We start from the raw sequence: 20,540 nt of genomic DNA on the forward strand, positions 1-20,540 counted from the left end.
CCGCCCGGCGATATCGCCGCCTCGCGGAACCTCATCGAACAACTCGGGGTTCCACCCTCAGCGCAGCGCTCCAGGACATGTCGGACTTAATGCCCACTCGTCGTTTGACGGACCTTGCCCAGGCCGAGCGCTTCCGGTTGCTCATCGAGGCGGTCAAGGACTACGCCATCTACCTGCTGGACGCCGACGGGCGCGTGGCGACGTGGAACACCGGCGCCCAGCTGTTCAAGGGCTACGCGGCCGACGAGATCATCGGCCGGCACTTCTCGACCTTCTATACCGAGGAGGACCGCCAGGCCGGCCTGCCCGAGCGCGCGCTGCGGACCGCCGCCGAGGAGGGCCGGTTCGAGTGCGAGGGCTGGAGGGTGCGCAAGGACGGCACGCGCTTCTGGACCCACGTGGTGATCGACCCGGTGATCGACGGGGGCGAGCTGGTCGGCTACGCCAAGATCACCCGCGACGTCTCCGACCGGCGGATCGCCGACCAGGCCTTGTACGAAAGCGAGCAGCGCTTCCGGCTCCTGGTCCAGGGCGTCCGGGACTATGCGATCTACATGCTCGACCCGGACGGCAACGTCACCAACTGGAACGTGGGGGCGCAGGCGATCAAGGGCTACAGCGCCAACGAGATCATCGGCCGCCACTTTTCGCTGTTCTACACGCCGGAGGACCGCGAGGCCGGCGCGCCGGCCGCGGCCCTGGCCACGGCGCTGCGCGAGGGCAAGTTCTCCGGCGAGGCCCAGCGCATGCGCAAGAACGGCGAGCGGTTCTGGGCCAGCGTCCTGATCGATCCGATCCGCGACGAGACCGGCCGGCTGCTGGGTTTCGCCAAGGTGACCCGCGACATCACCGAAAAGCGCCAGGCCGAGGAGGAACTGGAGCGCTCGCGCGAGGCCCTGGTCCAGGCCCAGAAGATGGAAGCGATCGGACGGCTGACCGGCGGCGTCGCGCACGACTTCAACAACCTACTGACCGTCATCCGCGCCTCGGCGGATTTCCTGCGCCGGCCCAACGTGCCCGAGGAAAAGCGCACGCGTTACATCGAGGCGATCGCCGAGACCGCCGAACGCGCCGCCACCTTGACCGGGCAACTCCTGGCCTTCGCGCGCCGCCAGCCCCTGCAGCCGGAAATCTTCGACGTCTGCGCGCGCCTGAGAGGTCTTCACCGGATCATCGGCAGCACGATCGGCTCGTCGGTGATCATCGAGACGGACTTTCCCGAGGCCGAGCACGTCGTCGAGGCCGATCCCAGCCAGTTCGACACCGCGGTCCTCAACATGGTCATCAACGCCCGGGACGCCATGCCGCGCGGCGGCACGATCAGGATCGCCGCGCGGACCGTCGACGGCGTGCCGGCGGTCCGGGGCCACGCCGCCGCCCGGGGAAACTTCATCGCCGTCGACATCGCCGACAACGGCACGGGGATGCCGCCCGAGACGCTGAAGAAGATCTTCGAGCCGTTCTTCACCACCAAGCCGGTCGACAAGGGCACGGGCCTCGGCCTCAGCCAGGTCTACGGCTTCGCCAAGCAGTCGCGGGGCGAGATCGACGTCGCGAGCCAGGAACACGTCGGCACGACCTTCACCCTCTACCTGCCCAGCGCCAACGGTCAGGCCCTGACCGCCGGCGCCCCGGCCGCCGCGCTGGTCGACCTGTCGACGGTGCCCCGACGCCGCGTCCTGCTGGTGGAGGACAACGAAGGCGTCGGCAAGTTCGCCGCCGGTCTCCTCAAGGAGCTGGGCCAGACCGTCACCTGGGTCGGCGACGGGCAGGCCGCGATCAAGCATCTGGAGAGCGATCCCGAAGCCTTCGACCTGGTGTTCTCCGACGTGGTCATGCCGGGCATCAGCGGGCTGGAGCTGGCCCAGTTGATCCGGCATCGGTGGCCCAAGCTGCAGATCGTGCTGACCAGCGGCTACAGCCACGTCATCGTCGAGCAGGGCGCCCAGGGCTTCCCGCTGGTGCGCAAACCCTATTCGATCGACGGCCTGCTGACGATCCTGGCCTGGAAGCCGAACTAGCTCGGATAGCCGCCGACGTCCTTTTCGTCGTCGATCACCCGGCCGGTTCCGTGACGCACGTCCTGGACGATGCGGCGGTCGACGGCGTCGCGGTCCCAGGGCCGCGCGCCGGCGTTCAGCAGGACCTTGGTCTCGACCCGCCAGGCGTCGATCGCCTGGAAGCCCTCGGGCCATACCGGCGGCTTGTCGAGCAGCCTGATCTTCGGCAGGGGCTCGGTGGGTATGACGCGGCTGGGCGGCATCGGGCGGCCGTCGGCGTAGTTCGCCAGGTTGTCGTGCGCGTAGAGGTCCAGGTCCCCCTGCCCTTCGACGATCAGGAACGGCAGGCGCAGGTCGGTGGACGCCCCGCCCTTGACCACGTTGCCGACCAGCGCCAGCCGCCCGCTCCGCCAGGCGTGGCCCGTCCATTCCGACGCGTTGAGCGCATAGTGCATGGCGCGCGTGCCCGGGTCGTAGATCAGGTTGTTGGCCGACACCGCCTCGACCGCGCCCTTGAACAGCTGGTTGCGCTCGCGGTTGTGGGCGTAGAGGTTGCCGACGATCAGCACCTGGGTGGCGTTGTCGTGGATCAGGCTGCCCTTGGAGTGCTCGCCCTTGACGTGGCTGGCGTTGGACAAACCCTCGGCGACGATGTTGTTGCTGAAGGTGATCCGGTGCGAGGTCCCCTCCTGCCAGCCCTTCGGCTCCTCGCCGCCCTCGAAGCGCGGGCCCGAAGCCGAGAGGTTCTCGTCGGTGGCCCAACTGATCGAGCAGTGGTCGACGATGACGTCGCGGGCCTTCCAGCAGGTGACGCCGTCGACCTCCCACCCGCTGCGCGACGGGGCCCCGTCGCGGCCCGCCCGCACCCGCAGGTGGCGGACGATGACGTCGTGGGTCGAGATCTCCAGGCCGCCCTTGATCAGGGTCACGCCCGGCGACGGCGCGGTCTCGCCGGCGATCGTCAGGAACGGCTCGACGATCTTGATGCTCTTGCGGCCCAGATCGACGACGCCGGCCACGTCGAAGACCACGGTGCGCGGGCCTTTGGTCGTCACCGCTTGGCGGAACGAGCCCGGGCCGTCGCCGGCCAGGGTGGTGACCCGGATGACCTTCCCGCCGTCGCCGCCGGGCGTTCCGGCGGCCCAGCCCAGGCGCTCGAACATGCGGGACTTCGGCGCCGTCGCCGCGACCGCGCCGAACGCCGGAAGCGCCAGGACGCCGCCCAGCAGGATCGCGCGCCGCCCGATCAGCTTCGTCATCTCGACCTCCCTCAAGATCCCCGCGCCAGCCAGTCGACGGCGTTGGCCAGCCAGCGCCGCTGCAGCGGTCCGGCCATGTCGGGCAGACGGTGGACCAGCACCCGCATGCCGTCCCTGCGCGCGATGAAGCTGGCCGCGCCGTTCCGGCGATCGTGGTCGCGGCTGTAGGCGGCGATCACCTCCACCCCGGCTCCGTCGACGACCAGCCCGTTGGACGGCTGCCCTTCGACCTGATGCAGCACGCTCATGCCCCTGTCGACCGGCAGGCCGGCGAAGGTGGAATGGGCGCGGACGTAGTTCCAGTTGCCCATCCAGGGAGCGCGCAGCCCCCCGACCTGACCGGCATAGTCGAACAGCCCCAGGCCCGAAAGCTGCCTGGCCACGCCCTCGGCCAGGCCATCTTCCTGCACCATGGCCAGCAACGGGACGCCCGCCCTGACCGCCGCCAGGACCTCGGGCGGCAAGTCGCCCAGGACCACGACGGGCTTGTCGCCCCTCTTGGGCTGGGCCTCCAGGCCCGTCTGCTCGCCGACCTGTCGGCGGACGATCTCGTCGCTCTTCAGGCCCGAGGCGATGATTCCGTCGTAGCGGACGCCCGGCTTGAAGTCCTCGAGGACGACGCCCGGAACGGCCGCCAGCTGGTCACGCAGACTGCGGGCGATCCCCGAGACGCCGATGCGGGCCGCCTTGGCGGGCTTCGGCGCCGGGCCGGTCACCCAGATCTCGCGGTCGGAGACGATCTCGCCCAGGGCGATGCGGACCACGTTCAGCCCTTCGCGCCGCAGCGGCGGGGTCCGCACGCCTTCGGCCACCAAGTAGCTGAAGACGTCGGGCGTCTGCCCCGTCCGGACCGGCCAGCGGCCCAGGACTTCAACGCTTCCATCCGGTCCGACCAGGCTCAGCGCCATCTCCCCCGACACGGCCCTGCCGGTGTCGTTCAGCAGATAGAGATCGAGCTCCGCGCGCTCCCCCGCCGCATAGGCCAGGGCCCGGGGCTTGGCGATCGCCAGCACCGGCCTCAGGCTCTGGCTCATCAGGGCCGGATCGGCCTTGAAGCCGCGCAGGACGTCGACGATGCCCGAATGGTTCTCGATGGCCGTGCTCTCCCAGCCGGAGATGGCGGCGACGTCGACCGTGTCGCCGATCCGGATGTTCTCCAGATACTCGCGCCAGGCCTCATAGGCCTTGCGGCCGACCGACAGGAACAGGCTCTCGCTGGTCGGGAAGGCCTTGTTGAACCCCCAGCGTTCCAGATAGCTGTTGGTCGGGGCGACCACCGCCTTGTGGTCCTCCAAGTCGTAGCTCTTGCCGCCCTTGGCGAGGATCTCGACCAGCATCGCCGCGTGGTTGTCGGCGACCGCGCAGCCCTGCATCTCGCCGAACTCGACGATAAACGGCTTGCCGGTCTGGCGATGGATGTAGTCGTCCTTGCCCTGGTAGAACCTGTCGTACCACTGGTCGCCGGCGCCCTGATGGTTGACCCACCAACCGCCCCATTCGTCCTTGTCCGAGCGCCAGTAGCGGTCGTCATAGGGCAGGTACATGGCCTGGGCCGCGCCGCGCGCCACGAAGCCGTCGTTGAGGATCACCGCGCGGCTGGGATCCAGCTCGTGGATCGCCTTCAGCACGGTCTGGACGTCGGGATTGGCCAGGTTGGCGCCGATCTCGTTCTGCAGGGTGTACTGGACCAGCGACGGGTGCGAGCGGAAGGCCCGGGCCATGGCCTTGCACTTCTCGACCAGGAAGTCGCGGCTGAAGGCGTCGGCGGGCGACAGGCTTTCGCCCGGCTTGAGGTCCTTGCCGATCGCGTGGCGACCGCCGCCGGGCTCCATCACCCGCAGCAGGCCCATCTCGTCCATGGCCGCGAACACCTCGGGCTTGCCGACGTTGCGGTGGAAGTGAAGCGTGTTGAGGCCCAGGGTCTTGGCGGAGGTCACCTCGCGCCGCGCCAGCTCCGGCGTCGGCCACAGGCCGTTGAAGCCCCAATAGCCCCAGGAGATCGCCGAATAGAGCCGCACCCGCCGGCCGTTCAGGCGCAGCAGGGCGTCGGTTCCCAGACCCTCGGGCGCGAACCAGCGGAAGCCGAAGCGCACCTCGCGGGTGTCGACGGCGTCGCGCGTCTCCGCCCAGCGCAGCCGCAGACGATGGAGGTCGGGGGTGGCGAGGTCCCAGAGCTGGGCGCCGGGGGCGCGGATCGCGAACCGGACGCGCAGACGATGGTCGTCCAGGCGCTCCAGCGCCTCCAGCCGGATGTCGGCGGCGACCGGCCGGCCCGTCTTGTCGTCGATCAGCGTCGCCGAGGCCTTGGCCTTCAGGCGCTCGAGCCCGCTCGCGCTCACGGGCCGCTCCAGCGCGATCTCCATGAAGCCGGTCGCCCGGCGCGGATCGGGCGTGTTCAACACCCAGGCGTCGTCGATCCGGGCCGCCAGCGGGTGAACGCTGAGCGTCAGGCCGCGATCCAGCCCGCCGAAGCCGTGCGAGGCGAACAGCTTGGCCTTGCCCCACGTCATGGTGGTGCTGTCGCGCCAGTCGAACCGGCCGCCGGGATTGGTGATCCGGATCGCCAGGCGGTTGGCCTGGCCCGGACGCATGGCGGCGGTCAGGTCGCAGTTGATCGGCAGCTCCGACATGATCGAATAGCCGACCAGTCGTTCGTTGAGGAACACCTCGGCCCGCAGCCGCGCGCCCCGGATGTTCAGCATCACCCGCCGGCCCTTGGCCGACGCGGGGATGGCGATCGTCTTGGTCCACCACGACACGCCCTTGTAGGCGCCGTAGCGCGGCACGTCGTCGTCCTCGGCGTAGCGGTATTCGTCGGCGCCGTAGGGCCGCGTGCCAAGTTTGCCCCAGAAGTGCTGCTCGACCGTGGTCGGCAGGGTCACCGTCACCGCGTCGGGCGAGGCCAGGGCGCCCCAGCCGCCGGTCGGCGGATTGACCGGCAGCGTCGCCAGGTCGAACCGGCCCGGCAGGTGGATGGCGTCCTCGGCCCAGGCGGCGGCCGTGTCGAGCCACAGGCGCCAGCCGTCCTCGCCGATGGCCAGGTCCAGGCCCGACGCCCGCGCGCCCGTGGGGGCCAGGCCGGGGGCGGCGCTCACCCCGGCCAAGGCGAGGAAGTCGCGACGATCCAGGCTCACGGACGCCATCCGTCGGCGCCGGCCAGGAACACGTCGCGCGACCAGACCTTGGCGTCCTCGGCGGTCAGCTGATGGCTGCGCGGCTCGCGGGTCTTGGGGCTGGCCCCCTGCCCCGTCGAGGCGAACTCGGCATAGGTCGCCGTGCCCAGGGTGTCCGTCTTGCCCGGCGTCCATTCGCGCCAGCCTTCCGGATGCAGGGCCGCGTCGACGCGGGTGCGCAGGAAGATCACGGTCGCATAGGCGCGCCAGGCGCGGCCGAACCAGAGCTCGCCCACCTTCGGATCGGCGGTGATCCGGCAGCGGTCGAACACGTAGGCGCTGTCCTGTTCCGGCTTGGACTTGCTCTGGGCCGTGATCATCACGGTCTCATGGGCGATGCCGTGGATATGACAGCGGTCGAAAAAGGCCTTGGCGTCGCCGAAGATGAAGTCGACATGGCCCTCGACATAGCAGTCGCGGAAGTACTGCCGGCTGGGCGCGGTCTTCTTGCTGGCGGCGTAGAGGGTGTCCTGGGCGCCCAGCAGGCGCACCTTCTCCAGCACGGCGCGATCGGCGGTGATGGCCAGGGCCACGGCCTGGGACGGACGGGCGTCCTTCAGATGATAGTCGTTCTGGATGGTCAGGTTGCGGGCCCGAAAACCGTCGCCCGACACGTTGACCGAGGCCGACTTGAACGTGCCGCCGGCGGTGATCGCCCCGTCGCTCCAGACCAGCACCACGTCCCGCGGCCGCTTGCCCTTGCCGATCAGGCGGACGTTCGGCTTGGCGATCGTCAGCTTCTCGCGATACTCGCCGGGCGCCAGCTCCAGGGTCCCGCCGTCGGCCGGCAGGGCGTTCACGGCGGCCTGGACGCTGGCATAGGCCCCGCCCTTGCCGACCCGCAGGGTGGTCGCCCAGGCGTTCCCACCGACCGTCAGGGCCACGAGCCCGCAAATGACAGCGATCAGTCTGATCACGCTCAGGCTCTCCGAAGTTGGCCGTCGCGCGCCGTCAGGCGAACGCGCTGGCCCTTCTTGATGTCGAGATCGATCACTGATCCGCCATAGCGCACATGGTGGCGACCATCGGCGGCGGCGGTGAACACCGCCGCCTCCAGCTTGCCGCGCGTCCAGGTCACGTCGACACCGACCGCGCCCCTGGCCCTCAGGCCGGTCAGGCGTCCGGTCGGCCAGGCCGATGGCAGGGCCGGCAACAGCAGGATCTGGTCGTTGCGGCTCTGCAGGATCATCTCGGTCATGCCCGAGGTCCCGCCGAAATTGCCGTCGATCTGGAACGGCGGGTGGGCGTCGAACATGTTGGGATAGGTCCGCTCGGGACCCAGCAGCAGCGACAGGATCTTGTGGGCCCGGTCGCCGTCGCCCAGCCGCGACCACAGGTTCAGCCGCCAGGCGATGGCCCAGCCGGTCGAGATGTCGCCCCGGGTGTTCAGCGAGACCTTGGCCGCGTCGGCCAGTTTGGGCGTGGTGTCGACGGCGATCTGGTCGCTGGGGAACACGCCGTACAGGTGCGAGACGTGGCGGTGATGGATGTCGGTGGCGTCGGCGTCCCAGTCCTCCTGCCACTCCTGCAGCTGGCCGTCCTTGCCGATCTTGTAGGGGGCCAGCTTGTCGCGCGCGGTCGCCAGCTCGGCGGAGAAGTCGGCGTCGGTTCCCAGGATGGCGGCGGCCTTGATGCAGGCGGTGAACAGGTCGCGGATGATCGCCTGGTCCATGGTCGGACCGGCCACCAGGGACGAGCCGTGGCCGTGGCTGTTCTCCGGCGAGATGGACGGGTTGGTCACCAGCTTGCCCGACTTGGGATCGACCACCAGGGCGTCAAGGAAGAACAGGGCCGCGCCGCGCATCAGCGGATAGACGTCGGCCAGGTAGGCGCGGTCGCGGTTGTAGTCGTAGTGATCCCACAGGTGCTTGCAGAGCCAGGCCCCGCCCGTCGGCCACACCCCGAACTTGGCGCCGTCGATCGGCCCGCTGGCCCGCCACAGGTCGGTGTTGTGGTGTGTGACCCAGCCGCGGGCGTTGTACATCACCTTGGCCGTGCGCGCGCCGGTGACCGACAGGTCGCGGACCATCTCGATCAGCGGCTTGACGCACTCGGCCAAGCCCGTCGGTTCGGCCGGCCAGTAGTTCATCTCGGTGTTGATGTTGATCGTGTACTTGCCGCCCCAGGGCGGCGAGGTCTGGTCGTTCCAGATCCCCTGCAGGTTGGCGGCCTGGCCGCCGGGACGCGAGCAGGCGATCAGCAGGTAGCGGCCGTACTGATAATACAGCGCCGCCAGGGCCGGGTCGTCGGTGGTCTGTGAGACCTTGATGCGCTCGTCGGTCGGCTTCAGCGCCGCCGTGGTGGTCCCGAAATCGACGCTGACCCGCCGGAACAGGGCCCGGTGATCGGCTTGGTGGGTCGCCAACAGGGCTTGCCACCGCTTGGTCGAGGCCTGGGCCAGCACCGCGCGGTTGGTCGCCGTCGGATCACCGCCCACGTCGTCGAAGCGGCGATAGCTGGTGGCGGCGGCGATCAGCAGCACGACCTCGTCTGCCCCGGCGACCGACAGCACGCCCTCCCTGGCGGTCAGGGTCCCGCCCTTGTTGAGCACCCGCACGCGGCACTCGAACCTCAGTTGGGCGGCGATGCCTTGCTGGGTGTCGTTGGCGCCGGCCAGGACCAGGGTGTCGCGGCCCTCGATGCTGGAGACCGGCTTGGATTTCAGCGGACTGTCGAAGGCCAGGTCGACCGTGATCGCCCTGCCCCTGTCGGCGCTCAGCCGCACGGCGATGACCCGGTCGGGATAGCTGCCGATGACCTGCCGCGTGTAGCCCGTTCCGCCGACCTTGAAGCGGGTCGTGGCGATCGCGCCGTCCAGGTCGAGCTCGCGGACATAGTCCGTCGGCTGGCCGTCGAGGCCCGGGAACGTCAGCTTCAGGTCGCCGATCGTCTGGTAGGCCATCTGGCGCTTGGGCGTGGCCATGAAGCGGGCGTCGGCGATCTCGGTCGCCTTGGCGTAGTCGCCGGCGTCGATCAGCGCCCGGATCTCCGGCAGGGCCTTCAACGCCTCGGGATTGGCCGGATCGTAGGGCCCGCCCGCCCACAGGGTGTCTTCGTTCAACTGCAGGCGCTCGGCCGCCACGCCGCCGAACACCATCGCGCCCATGCGGCCCGATCCCACCGGCAGGGCCTCCACCCATTCCTGGGCCGGCTGGCGGTACCAGAGGCGCAACGGCGAGGTCGGAGCCGCTCCCCGGGCTTGCGCGAAGCCGCCGCTGGCGGCGCCGGCCGCGAGGGCCAACGTGGTTCTACGGGTCAGCCGCATGGCGAGGTCCTCGGAAGGCAAACTAGGGGATCAGAAACCGGCGCAGGGCCGGAACGGCCTTGGCCAGGTCGGCGGTGACGATGGTCGCGAAATAGTCCGCGCCGGTCTCGCCCAGGTGGGTGTAGTCGAACGACAGCTTGGCCTGGCCCATCGGTTCGACGGCGGCGTTATTCTGGACGTTCGGCGCGGCGGCGGCGGTCGGCGCGCCGCTCGCTCCGGGCGCGGGCGTGCCGGCCGCGATCGTCGTGCCCGTCCTGGCCGCCTCCAGCACGTGGGCGGGCGGCGGGGTCTGCGCGAAGCGCGCGGCCTCGGCCGCGCCCATGGCCTGGACGGCCGCGGAGCTGTCGGCGTGCAGGTCGACCAGCGGCGCGCCGGTCTCGGCGGCGACCTTGCGGGTCGCCTCGGCCCAGGGCCCCAGGTCGTCGACCAACTTGCCGTCCTTGAACTGGCGGCGGGTCAGCGGGGTCACCAGCACCGGCTTGCCGCCGGCCGCCCGGATCTCGTCGACATAGGCCTTCAGATTGGCCGGGAATTCGACGGCCAGGTCGGTCGACCGGCCGGGCTTGCCGGGCTGGTCGTTGTGGCCGAACTGAACCAGCACATAGGTGTCGTTGAAGCCGCCCGACTTGATCTCGTTCAGCGCCAAGGCCCACGACCCTTCCGTCCGATAGTTGCCGCTGCTGCGGCCGCCTCGGGCCAGATTGATGCAGGCGGCGAACGAGGTCACGTGCTTAGCGCAGAAACTGGGACCCCAGCCGCCCTGCACCGCCGTGGTCGAGTCGCCGACCAGCACGATCTTGATCGCGTTGAAGTGCGGCGGCGGGTTGGGAACGGGCGTCTGGGCCTGGGCGCCCGAGGCGGCGACAAACGGGCCGACCACAAGGCAGGAGGCGAGAAGCAGGGACGAAAAGCGCATGGACATCACTCTGGGCAACGACGGGTTCGGCCGCCCTCGCGCCGGGCGGCCCGAAAGAAAGGCGGCGGACAACCGGGAAGGCCGGCTGTCCGCCTAAGTCACCGCGGGAGGCGGCTTAGAAACCGTGGACGATCGACTCGCGCCGCGCGGCGACGATCCACGGGTCGGCCGCGATCGGCCCGGCGCGGGCGCCGGTCGACCGCGGGCCGAAACGGGGTCAGTACTTGTAGCGAATGCCGATCCGGTAGTTCGGACCCGATCCGCCGTACGAGAGGACGACCGGATCGGCGAACGTGAACCGCGAGGACATCTCGTTGGTGATGTTCAGCGCCTCGAAGGTGATGCTGACCTTCTCGATCGGTTGGTAGCGCGCCGAGAAGTCGACGTTGGTGGTGGCCTTGGCCCCGTCGAACTCGTTGATCAGCGGAGAGTCGCAAGCCGCGCCGCTCGCCTGCAGGCCCGGGTCGCAGTTGCCGGCCCCGACGGGGTACTTGGTGTAGTACTCGGCGCGGTGGGCCACCGAGACGCGGGCGTTGAACTTCTCGGTCTCGTAGTAGAGCGTGAAATTCAGGCCCTCGGGCGAAGCGCCCAGCCACGGCGCCTTGCCGTAGACCGGAGCCTTCAGGACCGCCCCGGTCGTGGCGTTCACGTTGCCCGGATCCAGGATGTAGGTCAGCTCGGTGTCCAGCTTGGTGGCGTTGAACTGGACGCCCAGGTTCTTGAAGTACCAGGGCAGGAAGGTCAGGTCCTGCTGGTAGTTGAATTCCCAACCCTGCAGGACGCCGCCCGGCGCGTCGCGGACCTGACGAGCGAGGAAGGGATTGTTGGCGTCGATATAGGCGCGGCGGAAAACGTCGCCGCCGGTCGTGCCGGGGAAACCCAGCTTCAGCGCTTCGATCGCCTCGGGGTCGAGGAATTCCGACAGCGGGGCTTCGTAGAAGATCGTCTGCGGGTACGACGAGATGTCCTTGCGGAAATAGCCCAGGCTGATCAGGCCGCCCGGTGTGAAGTACCATTCGGCCGCCACGTCGTAGGCCTTGCCGCGGAACGGCGACAGCTTGGGATTGCCCACCGTCAGGGTGCCCCCGGTGCTCGAGCCGTCGCTCGGGACGCTGATGCCGGTCACCGCCGGCGACAGGTTGCCCAGCAGCGGGCGGGCCATGACCTTGGCCGCCGCGGCGCGGATGTAGAAGTTGTGGAAGGCCTCGAACGTCACGTTGCCCGCGGGCAGCGTGTCGTCATAGCTGTTGGCGCCGTAGATCGGCCGGCCAGCGGTCGTCTCGCCCTGGGCGTTCACCTCGGTGTGGGCCTGGCGGACGCCGACATTGCCCGACAGGCGGCGGCCGTCCAGGACATCGTAGTTGAAGTTGAACTGCGCGTAGTAGGCGTAGTTGTCCTCGGTCACGCCGAACGAGGCCGAGCGGTTGCGCTTCCGGGTGATGCGGAAATCGCCGTACTTGTTGATGCAGTTGCAGTCGAAGTCGAAGACGCTGTCGAAGGCTTCCAGGCTGGGCGCGAAGAAGCTAGTGGTCGTGCCTTGCGGCACTTCCAGGCCGTCGCCGAAGTTCACGACCCGGCCCAGGGACGCGATGCTGACGCCGGCCTCCTTCTCGGTCGGGTTCAGGAGGTCGCTGTTGCGTTCGAACTGGTTGGTGGTGAACTCGAACTTGCGGCCGGTGCCGCCGAACTGGACCGACCAGTTGTCGTCCAGCTCGTAGGTGAAGTCCGCCTTCAGGCCCTTGTAGGTGTTCTCCGTCGTGCGCTTGTAATTGCGCATGCCCGAAAAGCCTTTGATGATCCCCCACTTGTTGGGATCGGCGGCGTTGAAGCCGGCGTCGAACCGGGGCATGCCGTTGGCGCCGCGCTCGTCGAAGATGAACGGTTCCGGCGCGTCCATGTAGTTGAACTCGACCAGGGTGCCCTGGTTTTCGTTCGTCGACTCCGACATGCCGGCGCTGAATTGGCCGCGGAAGCGGTCGCTGAACTCGTGCGTCAGGTCGAACGACACCTGGCGGAAGTCGGTGGTGTAGGCGCCGCGGTCGGCGGCCGAGCGCCAGTCAACGTTGCCCAGCTTCAGGTACTCGGCGTTCTGGCCCACGACCTCGGCGTCGAGCAGCTTGACCGACGGACGGCCGATCAGGTCGCCGCGGAACGGCAGCGACGCGGCTGGCCCGGCGTAACCCGGCGAAGTCGGGTTGGTGTAGTACTCGTACGGATCGAGATTGTAGGGGCTGTAGCTGAAGCTGTAGCCGGGGAGCGGCGTCGTGCCGTACAGCGACTGGCCGCAATCCTGGCCGGGGTTCAGCTCGGTTTCGGCGGCGAAGGTGCAGGCGCCCGGATAGAGCGCGCGGCGCTGGGCGGCCGTCATGGCCGTGCCGGCGCGGGCGGTGGCCGTGGGCACGTTGGCCCCGTAGGAATAGCTGGCGTTGGTGTTGTTGCGGTTCAGGCCGACCGGCGAGAGACCGTAGTTGGTCGTCGTGCTTTCGAAGCGCGAATACAGCGCGTCGACCGTCAGGCGGGTGCGCTCGCTGATCTGCACCTGGAACGCGGCGGTCAGGCCCAGGCGCTCTGTGTCGACGTCCTTTTCATTCAGCGTCGGCAGGGCCGGGAAGCGGATCAGCGAGTCGTTGCAGCCCGACGTCGTCGGGGTCAGGGCGGAGACCGGCTGGCCCGCCGTGGCCGCGCAATTCGGATAGAGCTTGGCGTAGGCGGCCGGGTCCGAACCGGTCATTTCGGCATAAGCGGCCGGGTTGGCCAGCGGGTCGTAGTAATTGGCCGCATTGGCCTTGTAGGCGTCGAGCGCCGCGCCCGTCAGGGTGGTCGGAATCAGGGCGCTGAACACCGTGCCGGTCGGCGCGGCGAAGCCGGCGCGGCCGGGCAGTTCGTTGCCGGTCCAGGTCGAGCCGCGATAGGTGTAGTCGGCCGAACCGCCGCCCCGGGCATAGTTGTCGTCAACCGACTTGCGCTTGGCGTAGGCGCCCGAGACCAGCAGACCGACCTTGCCGTCGAACCAGCGGTCCGAAGCCAGCACGGTGAAGCGCGGGCTGTGGGTCTTGCCGTTCTCGTAATACGAGTCCTCGGCCGAGGCGGCGAAGGCGCCGTTCTTGTAGTCGAAGGGCTTGCCGGTGATCAGGTCGACGGTGGCGCCCAGCGAGCCTTCGTCGGCTTCGGCCGACGACGACTTGCGCACCCGCACCGAGCTGAACAGCTCCGAGGCGAAGGCGTTGAAGTCGAACGCGCGCGAGCGGTTGGGGCTGGCGCCGGCGTCGTTGTTGGCGCCGGTGGACAGCGCTTCCATGTTGTTGATCCGCACCCGGCTGAAGTCGCCGCTCAGGCCGCGGACGCTGATCGTGCGCCCTTCGCCGTTGTCGCGGTCGATCGAGATGCCGGGCAGGCGCTGCAGGGATTCGGCCAGGTTCGAGTCCGGGAAATCGGCGATGTCCTCGGCGTTGATGGCGTCGAGCATGACGTCCGAGGTCTTCTTGGTCTCCATCGCGCTGCGCAGCGAGGCGCGGTAGCCCGTGACGACGACCTCGTCGATCACGGTCTCGGCGGCGGCGGTCTGAGCGGTTTGGGCCTGGGCCGCGGTCGCCGCGAGGCCGATCGAGAACCCGGCCGTCAGCGCGGCCGTCAGCGCCAGGCGCGACGAATTGCGCAGCAGGGCGCAGGTGTGCGGATGCGTGGACTTAGTCATGGACTCTTCCTCCCCAAGTTCGTCCCGGCGGTTCGTAAGCCGCCTTAATTGGCCCGGCCTTTTGTCACCGGTGTCATTAGGATAAACATGGCAAGAACCTGGAGAAAAGGGGAAAAGTTAGCGGTATCATTCTAAAAACGTTGAATATTTTGCCTCTTTTCAGAACCACGGAAAACGACGTTTTCGCCGTGTTGATCCGCACAAAAAAGTTCGCCTCCCCCGCATTTTTTTCTGTTTCGGTTGATCGCGGGCCCGTTCCCTCCCATCGTCGTCGCCTCAAGAAAATGGCCGACGTGACTGGGGAGCACCGGTGTTCGAGGCGAAGACGCCAAAGCTTCGAATCGTCGGGCCAAACAGCGTCAGGCCAGGGGAAGTCGGGCCAAAGGACGCCGCGAGAGGTCGGTGGCGCGATCGCCCGTCCTATTCGGCGACCTATGCCCGCGAGTGGCGCGACCTGTGCGCCTTCCTGCGCGCGCGGTTCGGCGCGGGCCCGCCCGATCCGGAGGACGTGGCTCAGCAGGCCTTCTTCAAGCTGGGCGAGCTGGAAGGCGCCGAACGGATCGAAAGCCCCCGGGCCTTCGTGTTCCGCGTGGCGATCAACCTGATGCTGGACGAACGCCGCAGCCTGGCCCGCGTCAGCCGGACCCTCGACGCCTCGGCGCCCCTGCTGGCGATCGACGCCGAGGAGACGCCCGACCTGGAGCGCACCCTGATCGCCAAGCAGCAGATGGGCCTGCTCGAAAAGGTCGTGCAGGGCCTGCCCGAGCGGCATCGTCGGTACCTGCTGGCCAACCGGATGGACGGCCAGAGCTTCGTGGCGATCGCCGAGCGCTTCGGCGTCTCGCCATCGCTCGTCCGCAAGACCGTCGAGGAGGCGCTGGCCGTCTGCCAGCGCGCCCTGATCCATGGAACCGCCGATTATCGAGGACTCTCGCGTGAACGAAGCCGTGGATCCTGACTCGCCGATCGGCCAGACCGCCCGCGCCTGGGCCCTGGCGGTCGTGGGCGAGGACTTCCCGCCCGAGCGGTCGCGACTGCTGGGCGCCTGGCTGGACGCCGACCCGCTGCACCGTCGCGCCTATGAACAGGCCGAGGGCGTGATCCTGATGCTGGGCGGCCTGGGCGCCTCTCTGGCCGCCCAGCCCGCCGCGCGTTCCATCGCGCCCCAAGGCCTTCGGTGGCGGGTCCCGGCCCTGGCCGCCGGCGGCCTGCTGGCGGCCTGCCTGGCCATCGCCGTCTTCGCCCTCCCCGCCCCGGCCTACGAGACCCGGCCGGGCGAAACCCGCCAGATCGCCCTGAGCGACGGCAGCCAGGTCACCCTGGCCCCGGCGTCGCGTCTCCAGGCCGCCTCGCGCTGGCGGCCGCGCACGCTGGCGCTGGAGCATGGCGAAGCCTTCTTCGTCGTCGCTCACCAGAGCGGCCGTCCGTTCACGGTCCAGGCCGGAGACGCCATGGTCCGGGTCGTCGGGACGCGCTTCAACGTCCATCACGGCGCCGATCAGGAGGTGCGGGTCGAGGTCGAACAGGGCGTCGTCCAGGTTTCGGATCGTCAGGAGCACCGCGCGGTCACGCTGCGCGCTGGCCAGACCGCGGTCGCCGACGCGCGCGGCCTCACCGTCGGCGTGCTGTCCCGGCCGGACCTGGCGGGCGGCTGGCGCCAGGGCCGCCTGGCCTACGAGGACGCGCCGCTGGCCGAGGTCGTCGCCGATCTCAACCGCTACGGCCAGCGTCCGTTGACGATCGGCTCGGCTTCGACGGCCCGGCTGAAGGTCACCGCCGCCTTCGACATCGCCCAGGCCGACCGCTTCGTCGCCGAACTGCCGCGCGTGCTGCCGGTGCGCCTGATCGCGGACGGTCGCGGCGGCCGGACCCTCGTCGCCGCCGAGCCGAAACGCGCGCCGGAGCCTCATGCCCGGTAAGACCCGCCTCGGCGCGCGCGGTCCTCGTCTGGTCACCGTCGCGGCGACGCTGACCTTGCTCCTGGGCCTGACGCCGACGGTGGTCCAGGCCGCGCCGGCCAAGGTCGTCGACGTCCCCGCCCAGCCTCTGGCGAGCGCCCTGCTGGCCCTGTCGCGCCAGACGGGGGTGATCATCATCGCGCCGGCCGGCTCGGTCCGGGGACGATCGGCGCCGGCGGTGCGCGGCCGTCTGGAGCCGGCCGAGGCCGTGCGACGCCTGCTGCGCGGCTCGGACCTGGAGCTGTCGGTCAGCGCCGACGGGGTCATCAGCATCAGGCCCGCCGCGCCGCGCCCCGCGATCGCCCCGTCCCGCCCCCGGCTCCTGCCGCCCGAGGACAGCGAGCCCCCCGCCCTGAGCACGGTCCAGGTCATCGCGCGCGACGCCGGCGGCGAGGCCCTGCGAATGAAGCGCCTGTCGGCCGAGAGCAGCGACATCCTGCTGGGCGACGACCTTCGCAACCTGGCCGATCCGGGCCTGGGCAGCGCCATGCAGCAGCTGCCCGGCGTGGCCGTCACCAACGACGGCGGCGAAGGCCGGCAGGTCAGCGTGCGCGGGGTCGGCAGCGAGTTCACCCGCGTCCGCATCAACGGCATGGAGACCCTGGCGACGTTCGGCGGATCGAACGCCGGCGGCGGGACCAACCGCGGCCGGGGCTTCGATTTCAACGTCTTCGCCGCCGACCTCTTCAACCAGATCCGGGTGCAGAAGACCCCGTCGGCCGATGTCGACGAGGGCTCGCTGGGCGCCACGGTCGATCTGCGGACCCGGTCACCCCTGGACGGTCCGCGCTCCAGGGTCCAGCTGACGGTCGAGGGCGCCTACAACTTCGGAAGCCGCGAGGCCGTTCCGCGCCTCTCGGCGATCGCGTCACGCCGCACCCAGGACGACCGGTTCGGGGTGCTGATCTCGGGCGCCTATTCGGAGCGGTCCGTCGACGATGTCGGCACCAACGCCGGGCAGTGGCAGGCCGGCGACACGGTCTTTCCGGGCTTCGGCGGCGCGGCGCCGGGCGCGCCGGACCTGGCGGCGTTGAACGCCGCCCTGCATCCGCGCATCCCCCGGCTGGAAGCGTTCCGCATCGAGCAGAGGCGCCTGGGCCTGACCGGGAGCCTGCAGTGGCGGCCGTCCGACCGCACCCACGTCGCCCTGGACGTCCTCTATTCCGAACTGTCCTCGGAGCGGCGCGAGGACCTGCTGGAGAGCTTCACCTTCCGCACGGCGGGGGCCTGTCGCACGCCGCTCGATCCCGACTGCGGCCTGGCCGCCGTCCGGGTCAGGGACGCCACGATCATCACGCCGCGACCGGGTCTGCCGGTGCTGATCGCGGGGGCGTTCGACAATGTCGATGTCCGCACGGAGTCGCGGTTCGACCGGCTCGAGACCATCTTCCGCCAGACCACCCTGTCGGTCCGTCAGCGCCTTTCGGATCAACTGACCCTGACGGCGCTCGCGGGCTACAGCCGGTCCGATTTCAGCAATCCGCTGCAGACCACCGTCCAGCTGGATCAGTACGACGTCCAAGGCTTCGCCTACGATTTCAGCGACCGCCGGCGGCCTTTGATCGACTTCGGATCGGCCGACCTGGCCAAGCCCGCGAACTGGACCCTGGCCGAACTGCGGACCGAACCCAATTGGGTCGACAACAGCTTCAAGACCGCCGGCCTGGACCTCGAATGGACGCCGGCGGAGAGGCTGACTTTGCGAGGCGGGCTCCAGCACAAGACCTATCGCACCGACGCGGTCGCCATGGCGCGGTCGGACGGCACGATCGCCAACCTCAACGCCGACATCCCGCCCGCCCTCGCGGCGATCCCGCCGTCCGCCTATCTGCACCAGGCCTGGTCGGAACGCTTCAACACCGCGGCCGGCACGCCCGACGCCTGGCTGGCGCCCGATGTCGTCATGGCCTCCGCCCTCTTCCGCGCCGCCTGCTGGTCGAACCCCTGCGAGACGCTGGAGCTGGGCCCCGAACCGCTTCTGGGCCTCAACTACGCGGTCGAGGAACACGACAGCTCCGCCTATCTGCAGGCGGCCTTCTCGGCGTCCACGGCCTGGTCGCCGCGCGGCGATCTCGGCCTGCGCTACGCCCACACCCGCCAGGCGTCCCAGGGCTTCACCACCGACGTGAACGCGCCGGGCTTCGTGGCGCCGATCTCGGCGTCGCGGGCGTACGACGACCTGCTGCCCTCGTTCAACCTGGCCGTCGAACCGCGCGACGACCTGTTGCTGCGGTTCGCCGCCGCGCGAGTGATGACGCGCCCGGACCTGCGCAGCCTGCGGCCCGGGATCACCGTCTCGACGGGAGGCCTGCGGGCGGCTTCGGCCGGCGATCCGTTCCTGCGCCCCGCGCGCGCCGACACCCTGGACACCGCCGCCGAATGGTACTTCGCGCCGGGAGCGGTCTTCTCGGCGGCGCTCTTCCACAAGACCATCCGCTCCAGCGTCCAGATCACCACCACCGCGCCGACGGTGTTTTCCGACAATCCGTTCGGCCTGCCCGACAGCATGGCGCTGACGGCGTGCGGCCGTCTGCCGGGCTGCGCGCCCGACCTGCCGATCTGGCAGTTCCTGACCCGGACCGATCGCGGCGGCGGCCATCTGGACGGGCTGGAGCTGGCGCTTCAGGCTCCGCTCGACCTGGCCACGCCGGCCCTGCGCGGCTGGAACGTTCGCGCCGGCCTGACCTACACCCGCGCGCGCATGCGGTTCTGGAACCTGCAGGGGGAACCGTTCATCGCCCACGACAGCCTGGGCTCGCCGCGCATCGTGGGAACGATCACGACGGCCTATCGCCGCAACGGCCTGGATCTGCGCGCCACCCTGTCGCATCGCGGCCGCTACCTGACCGCCATCCCCGCCCCGACCGGCGCCGACGTGGACGGCGTCAACGCCTACACCAACCTGGACCTCTCGGCCCGCTATCGGGTCGCGCGCGGATGGTGGGTGACGGCGGCGGGCGGCAACCTGCTGAACACGGCCCATCGCCAGTTCTCCGACACCAGCGACCTGGCCAACTACCAGCACCACACCGGCCGGGAGTTCCGTCTGGGGCTGGAGATGCGGTTCTAAGTTTTCTCTGGCGGGGCCACCGACTGGCGCTGGATCAGGCTCAGGGTGATCGACTTGTGCGGCTGGGCGCCGTTCGGGTCGTCGATCATGGCCAGCAGGGTCTCGGTCGCCAGCCTGGCCATGTCGGTCAGCGGCCGACGGATCGTCGTCAGGGCCGGGGTGACCATCGAGGCGATGTCGCTGTCGTCGAACCCGGCCACCGACAGCTGGCCCGGCACCCGCACGTCGCGCTCGCGGGCCACCTTGAGCACGGCCGCGGCCATGATGTCGTTGCAGGCGAAGATCGCGGTCGGCGGCTGGTCGAGAGAGAGCAGCGCCTCGGCGGCGGCCAGGCCGCTCTCGAAGCCGTAGTCGCCCTTCTGGCGATAGTGTTCCGGCATCGGCTCGGGCAGCGCCGCCAGGAAGCCGGCCCTGCGCTCCTGCGCCGAACGGAAGTGGGGCGGGCCTTCGATCAGGGCGATCCGGCGATGCCCCAGCTCGACCAGGCGCCGGCCGAGTTCGAAGGTCGCGCCCCGCTCGTCGCTGACCAGCATGCTGGGATATTCGGGCAGCAACACAGAGGCGATGCCCACCGACGGCACGCCCAGCTGGGTCAGGCGCGCGGGGATCGCGGCGATCTCGGAGGTCGGCGGCAGGACGATCAGGCCGTCCACCCGCGAGCGCCGCACGAAGCTCTCCACGTCGGCGGCGATCTCGGGATCGCCGAACCGCACCGGGTGGACGACCAGTTCGTAGCCGTGCCGCGAACAGGTCTCGACGATGCCGCGCTGCAGGGCGCTGATCACGTGGGCGTTGGGATCGTCCTGCACCACGGCGATCAGGAACGAGCGCCCCGAGGCCAGGGCCCGCGCGCGGATGCTGGGGCTGTAGCCGAGCCTGTCGATGGTCTCCAGGACCGTCTTGCGCGTCTCATCGCCGACATTGGGCGCCTTGTTGAGCACCCGCGACACCGTGCGAATCGAAACGCCCGCCGCCTGGGCCACATCGTCGATCGTCACCGAAAGCGCCGCGCCGAATTCGCCCTGGACCACCCGAACACTCCCGTTTCCCACCATATGACATAGCGCGAGTATGACAGCGTTGCCAGCGCTAGCATCTGTCGTGCCAGCGCTGGCAAATTGAATGCTACCGGTACCAAAAACATTTGACACCCCTGGTCGCCGAATGTTTCCTGCCCGCAACGGACCTGCGTCAGACAGGTTCAA

The 20,540-nt window shown here is 69.6% G+C and carries 11 protein-coding genes; 4 read left to right on the top strand and 7 right to left on the bottom strand.

Annotation, left to right across the window (positions count from 1 at the left end):
• Positions 1-89: 89 nt before the first annotated feature.
• Positions 90-2,021, top strand: coding sequence for a hybrid sensor histidine kinase/response regulator (locus ASD38_RS21425; RefSeq protein ID WP_200946034.1), 1,932 nt, complete (start codon positions 90-92; stop codon positions 2,019-2,021).
• On the opposite strand, the gene ASD38_RS21430 is transcribed toward ASD38_RS21425, so the two are convergent.
• The 6 genes from ASD38_RS21430 to ASD38_RS21455 all read right to left on the bottom strand — a co-directional run bounded on the left by ASD38_RS21430 (position 2,018) and on the right by ASD38_RS21455 (position 14,307).
• The gene (locus ASD38_RS21430) at positions 2,018-3,259 is read right to left on the bottom strand and encodes a pectate lyase family protein (protein ID WP_056463271.1); all 1,242 of its coding nucleotides are present in this window, start codon (positions 3,257-3,259) and stop codon (positions 2,018-2,020) included. The two genes, ASD38_RS21425 and ASD38_RS21430, sit on opposite strands and share 4 nt — an antisense overlap.
• Before the next feature lie 11 nt (positions 3,260-3,270).
• Positions 3,271-6,393, bottom strand: a complete 3,123-nt coding sequence (locus tag ASD38_RS21435; protein ID WP_162252152.1) for a sugar-binding domain-containing protein — start codon at positions 6,391-6,393, stop codon at positions 3,271-3,273.
• Positions 6,390-7,349 (bottom strand): pectinesterase family protein, encoded by a 960-nt coding sequence (locus ASD38_RS21440; protein WP_235523921.1) that lies wholly within the window; start codon positions 7,347-7,349, stop codon positions 6,390-6,392. Before ASD38_RS21440 ends, ASD38_RS21435 begins: the two co-directional genes overlap by 4 nt.
• A 2-nt stretch (positions 7,350-7,351) precedes the next feature.
• Positions 7,352-9,697, bottom strand: a complete 2,346-nt coding sequence (locus ASD38_RS21445; RefSeq protein WP_082560836.1) for a glycoside hydrolase family 95 protein — start codon at positions 9,695-9,697, stop codon at positions 7,352-7,354.
• A 22-nt stretch (positions 9,698-9,719) separates the two neighbouring features.
• Positions 9,720-10,613 (bottom strand): rhamnogalacturonan acetylesterase, encoded by an 894-nt coding sequence (locus ASD38_RS21450; RefSeq protein ID WP_082560837.1) that lies wholly within the window; start codon positions 10,611-10,613, stop codon positions 9,720-9,722.
• A 217-nt stretch (positions 10,614-10,830) separates the two neighbouring features.
• Positions 10,831-14,307: a TonB-dependent receptor domain-containing protein gene (locus ASD38_RS21455; protein ID WP_056446114.1), complete on the bottom strand. Its 3,477-nt coding sequence runs from the start codon at positions 14,305-14,307 to the stop codon at positions 10,831-10,833.
• A gap of 310 nt (positions 14,308-14,617) precedes the next feature.
• Here ASD38_RS21455 and ASD38_RS21460 point away from each other — a divergent pair, with 310 nt between their 5' ends.
• From ASD38_RS21460 to ASD38_RS21470, 3 genes are read left to right on the top strand one after another with little or no spacing between them, the layout of a single operon-like run.
• On the top strand, positions 14,618-15,265 hold the full coding sequence (locus ASD38_RS21460; RefSeq protein WP_056446116.1) for an RNA polymerase sigma factor: 648 nt from the start codon (positions 14,618-14,620) through the stop codon (positions 15,263-15,265).
• The gene (locus ASD38_RS21465) at positions 15,243-16,226 is read left to right on the top strand and encodes a FecR family protein (RefSeq protein WP_056463283.1); all 984 of its coding nucleotides are present in this window, start codon (positions 15,243-15,245) and stop codon (positions 16,224-16,226) included. Before ASD38_RS21460 ends, ASD38_RS21465 begins: the two co-directional genes overlap by 23 nt.
• The gene (locus tag ASD38_RS21470; protein ID WP_056463288.1) at positions 16,216-19,335 is read left to right on the top strand and encodes a TonB-dependent receptor; all 3,120 of its coding nucleotides are present in this window, start codon (positions 16,216-16,218) and stop codon (positions 19,333-19,335) included. The genes ASD38_RS21465 and ASD38_RS21470 overlap by 11 nt, the downstream gene beginning before the upstream one ends.
• Here the strand turns inward: ASD38_RS21470 and ASD38_RS21475 are convergent.
• A complete protein-coding gene (locus ASD38_RS21475) occupies positions 19,332-20,366 on the bottom strand; it encodes a LacI family DNA-binding transcriptional regulator (RefSeq protein ID WP_056463291.1) in 1,035 nt (344 codons plus the stop codon). The genes ASD38_RS21470 and ASD38_RS21475 overlap by 4 nt on opposite strands.
• Positions 20,367-20,540 lie beyond the last annotated feature (174 nt).

Source organism: Caulobacter sp. Root487D2Y, assembly GCF_001427165.1.
Lineage (GTDB): Bacteria > Pseudomonadota > Alphaproteobacteria > Caulobacterales > Caulobacteraceae > Caulobacter.

What these genes read in the sequence shown, in the direction of transcription:
- ASD38_RS21425 (WP_200946034.1), top strand. Translation starts at nt 90, where the DNA reads ATGCCCACTCGTCGTTTGACGGACCTTGCCCAGGCCGAGCGCTTCCGG.
- ASD38_RS21445 (WP_082560836.1), bottom strand. Translation starts at nt 9,697, where the DNA reads ATGCGGCTGACCCGTAGAACCACGTTGGCCCTCGCGGCCGGCGCCGCC.
- ASD38_RS21455 (WP_056446114.1), bottom strand. Translation starts at nt 14,307, where the DNA reads ATGACTAAGTCCACGCATCCGCACACCTGCGCCCTGCTGCGCAATTCG.
- ASD38_RS21430 (WP_056463271.1), bottom strand. Translation starts at nt 3,259, where the DNA reads ATGACGAAGCTGATCGGGCGGCGCGCGATCCTGCTGGGCGGCGTCCTG.
- ASD38_RS21450 (WP_082560837.1), bottom strand. Translation starts at nt 10,613, where the DNA reads ATGCGCTTTTCGTCCCTGCTTCTCGCCTCCTGCCTTGTGGTCGGCCCG.
- ASD38_RS21470 (WP_056463288.1), top strand. Translation starts at nt 16,216, where the DNA reads ATGCCCGGTAAGACCCGCCTCGGCGCGCGCGGTCCTCGTCTGGTCACC.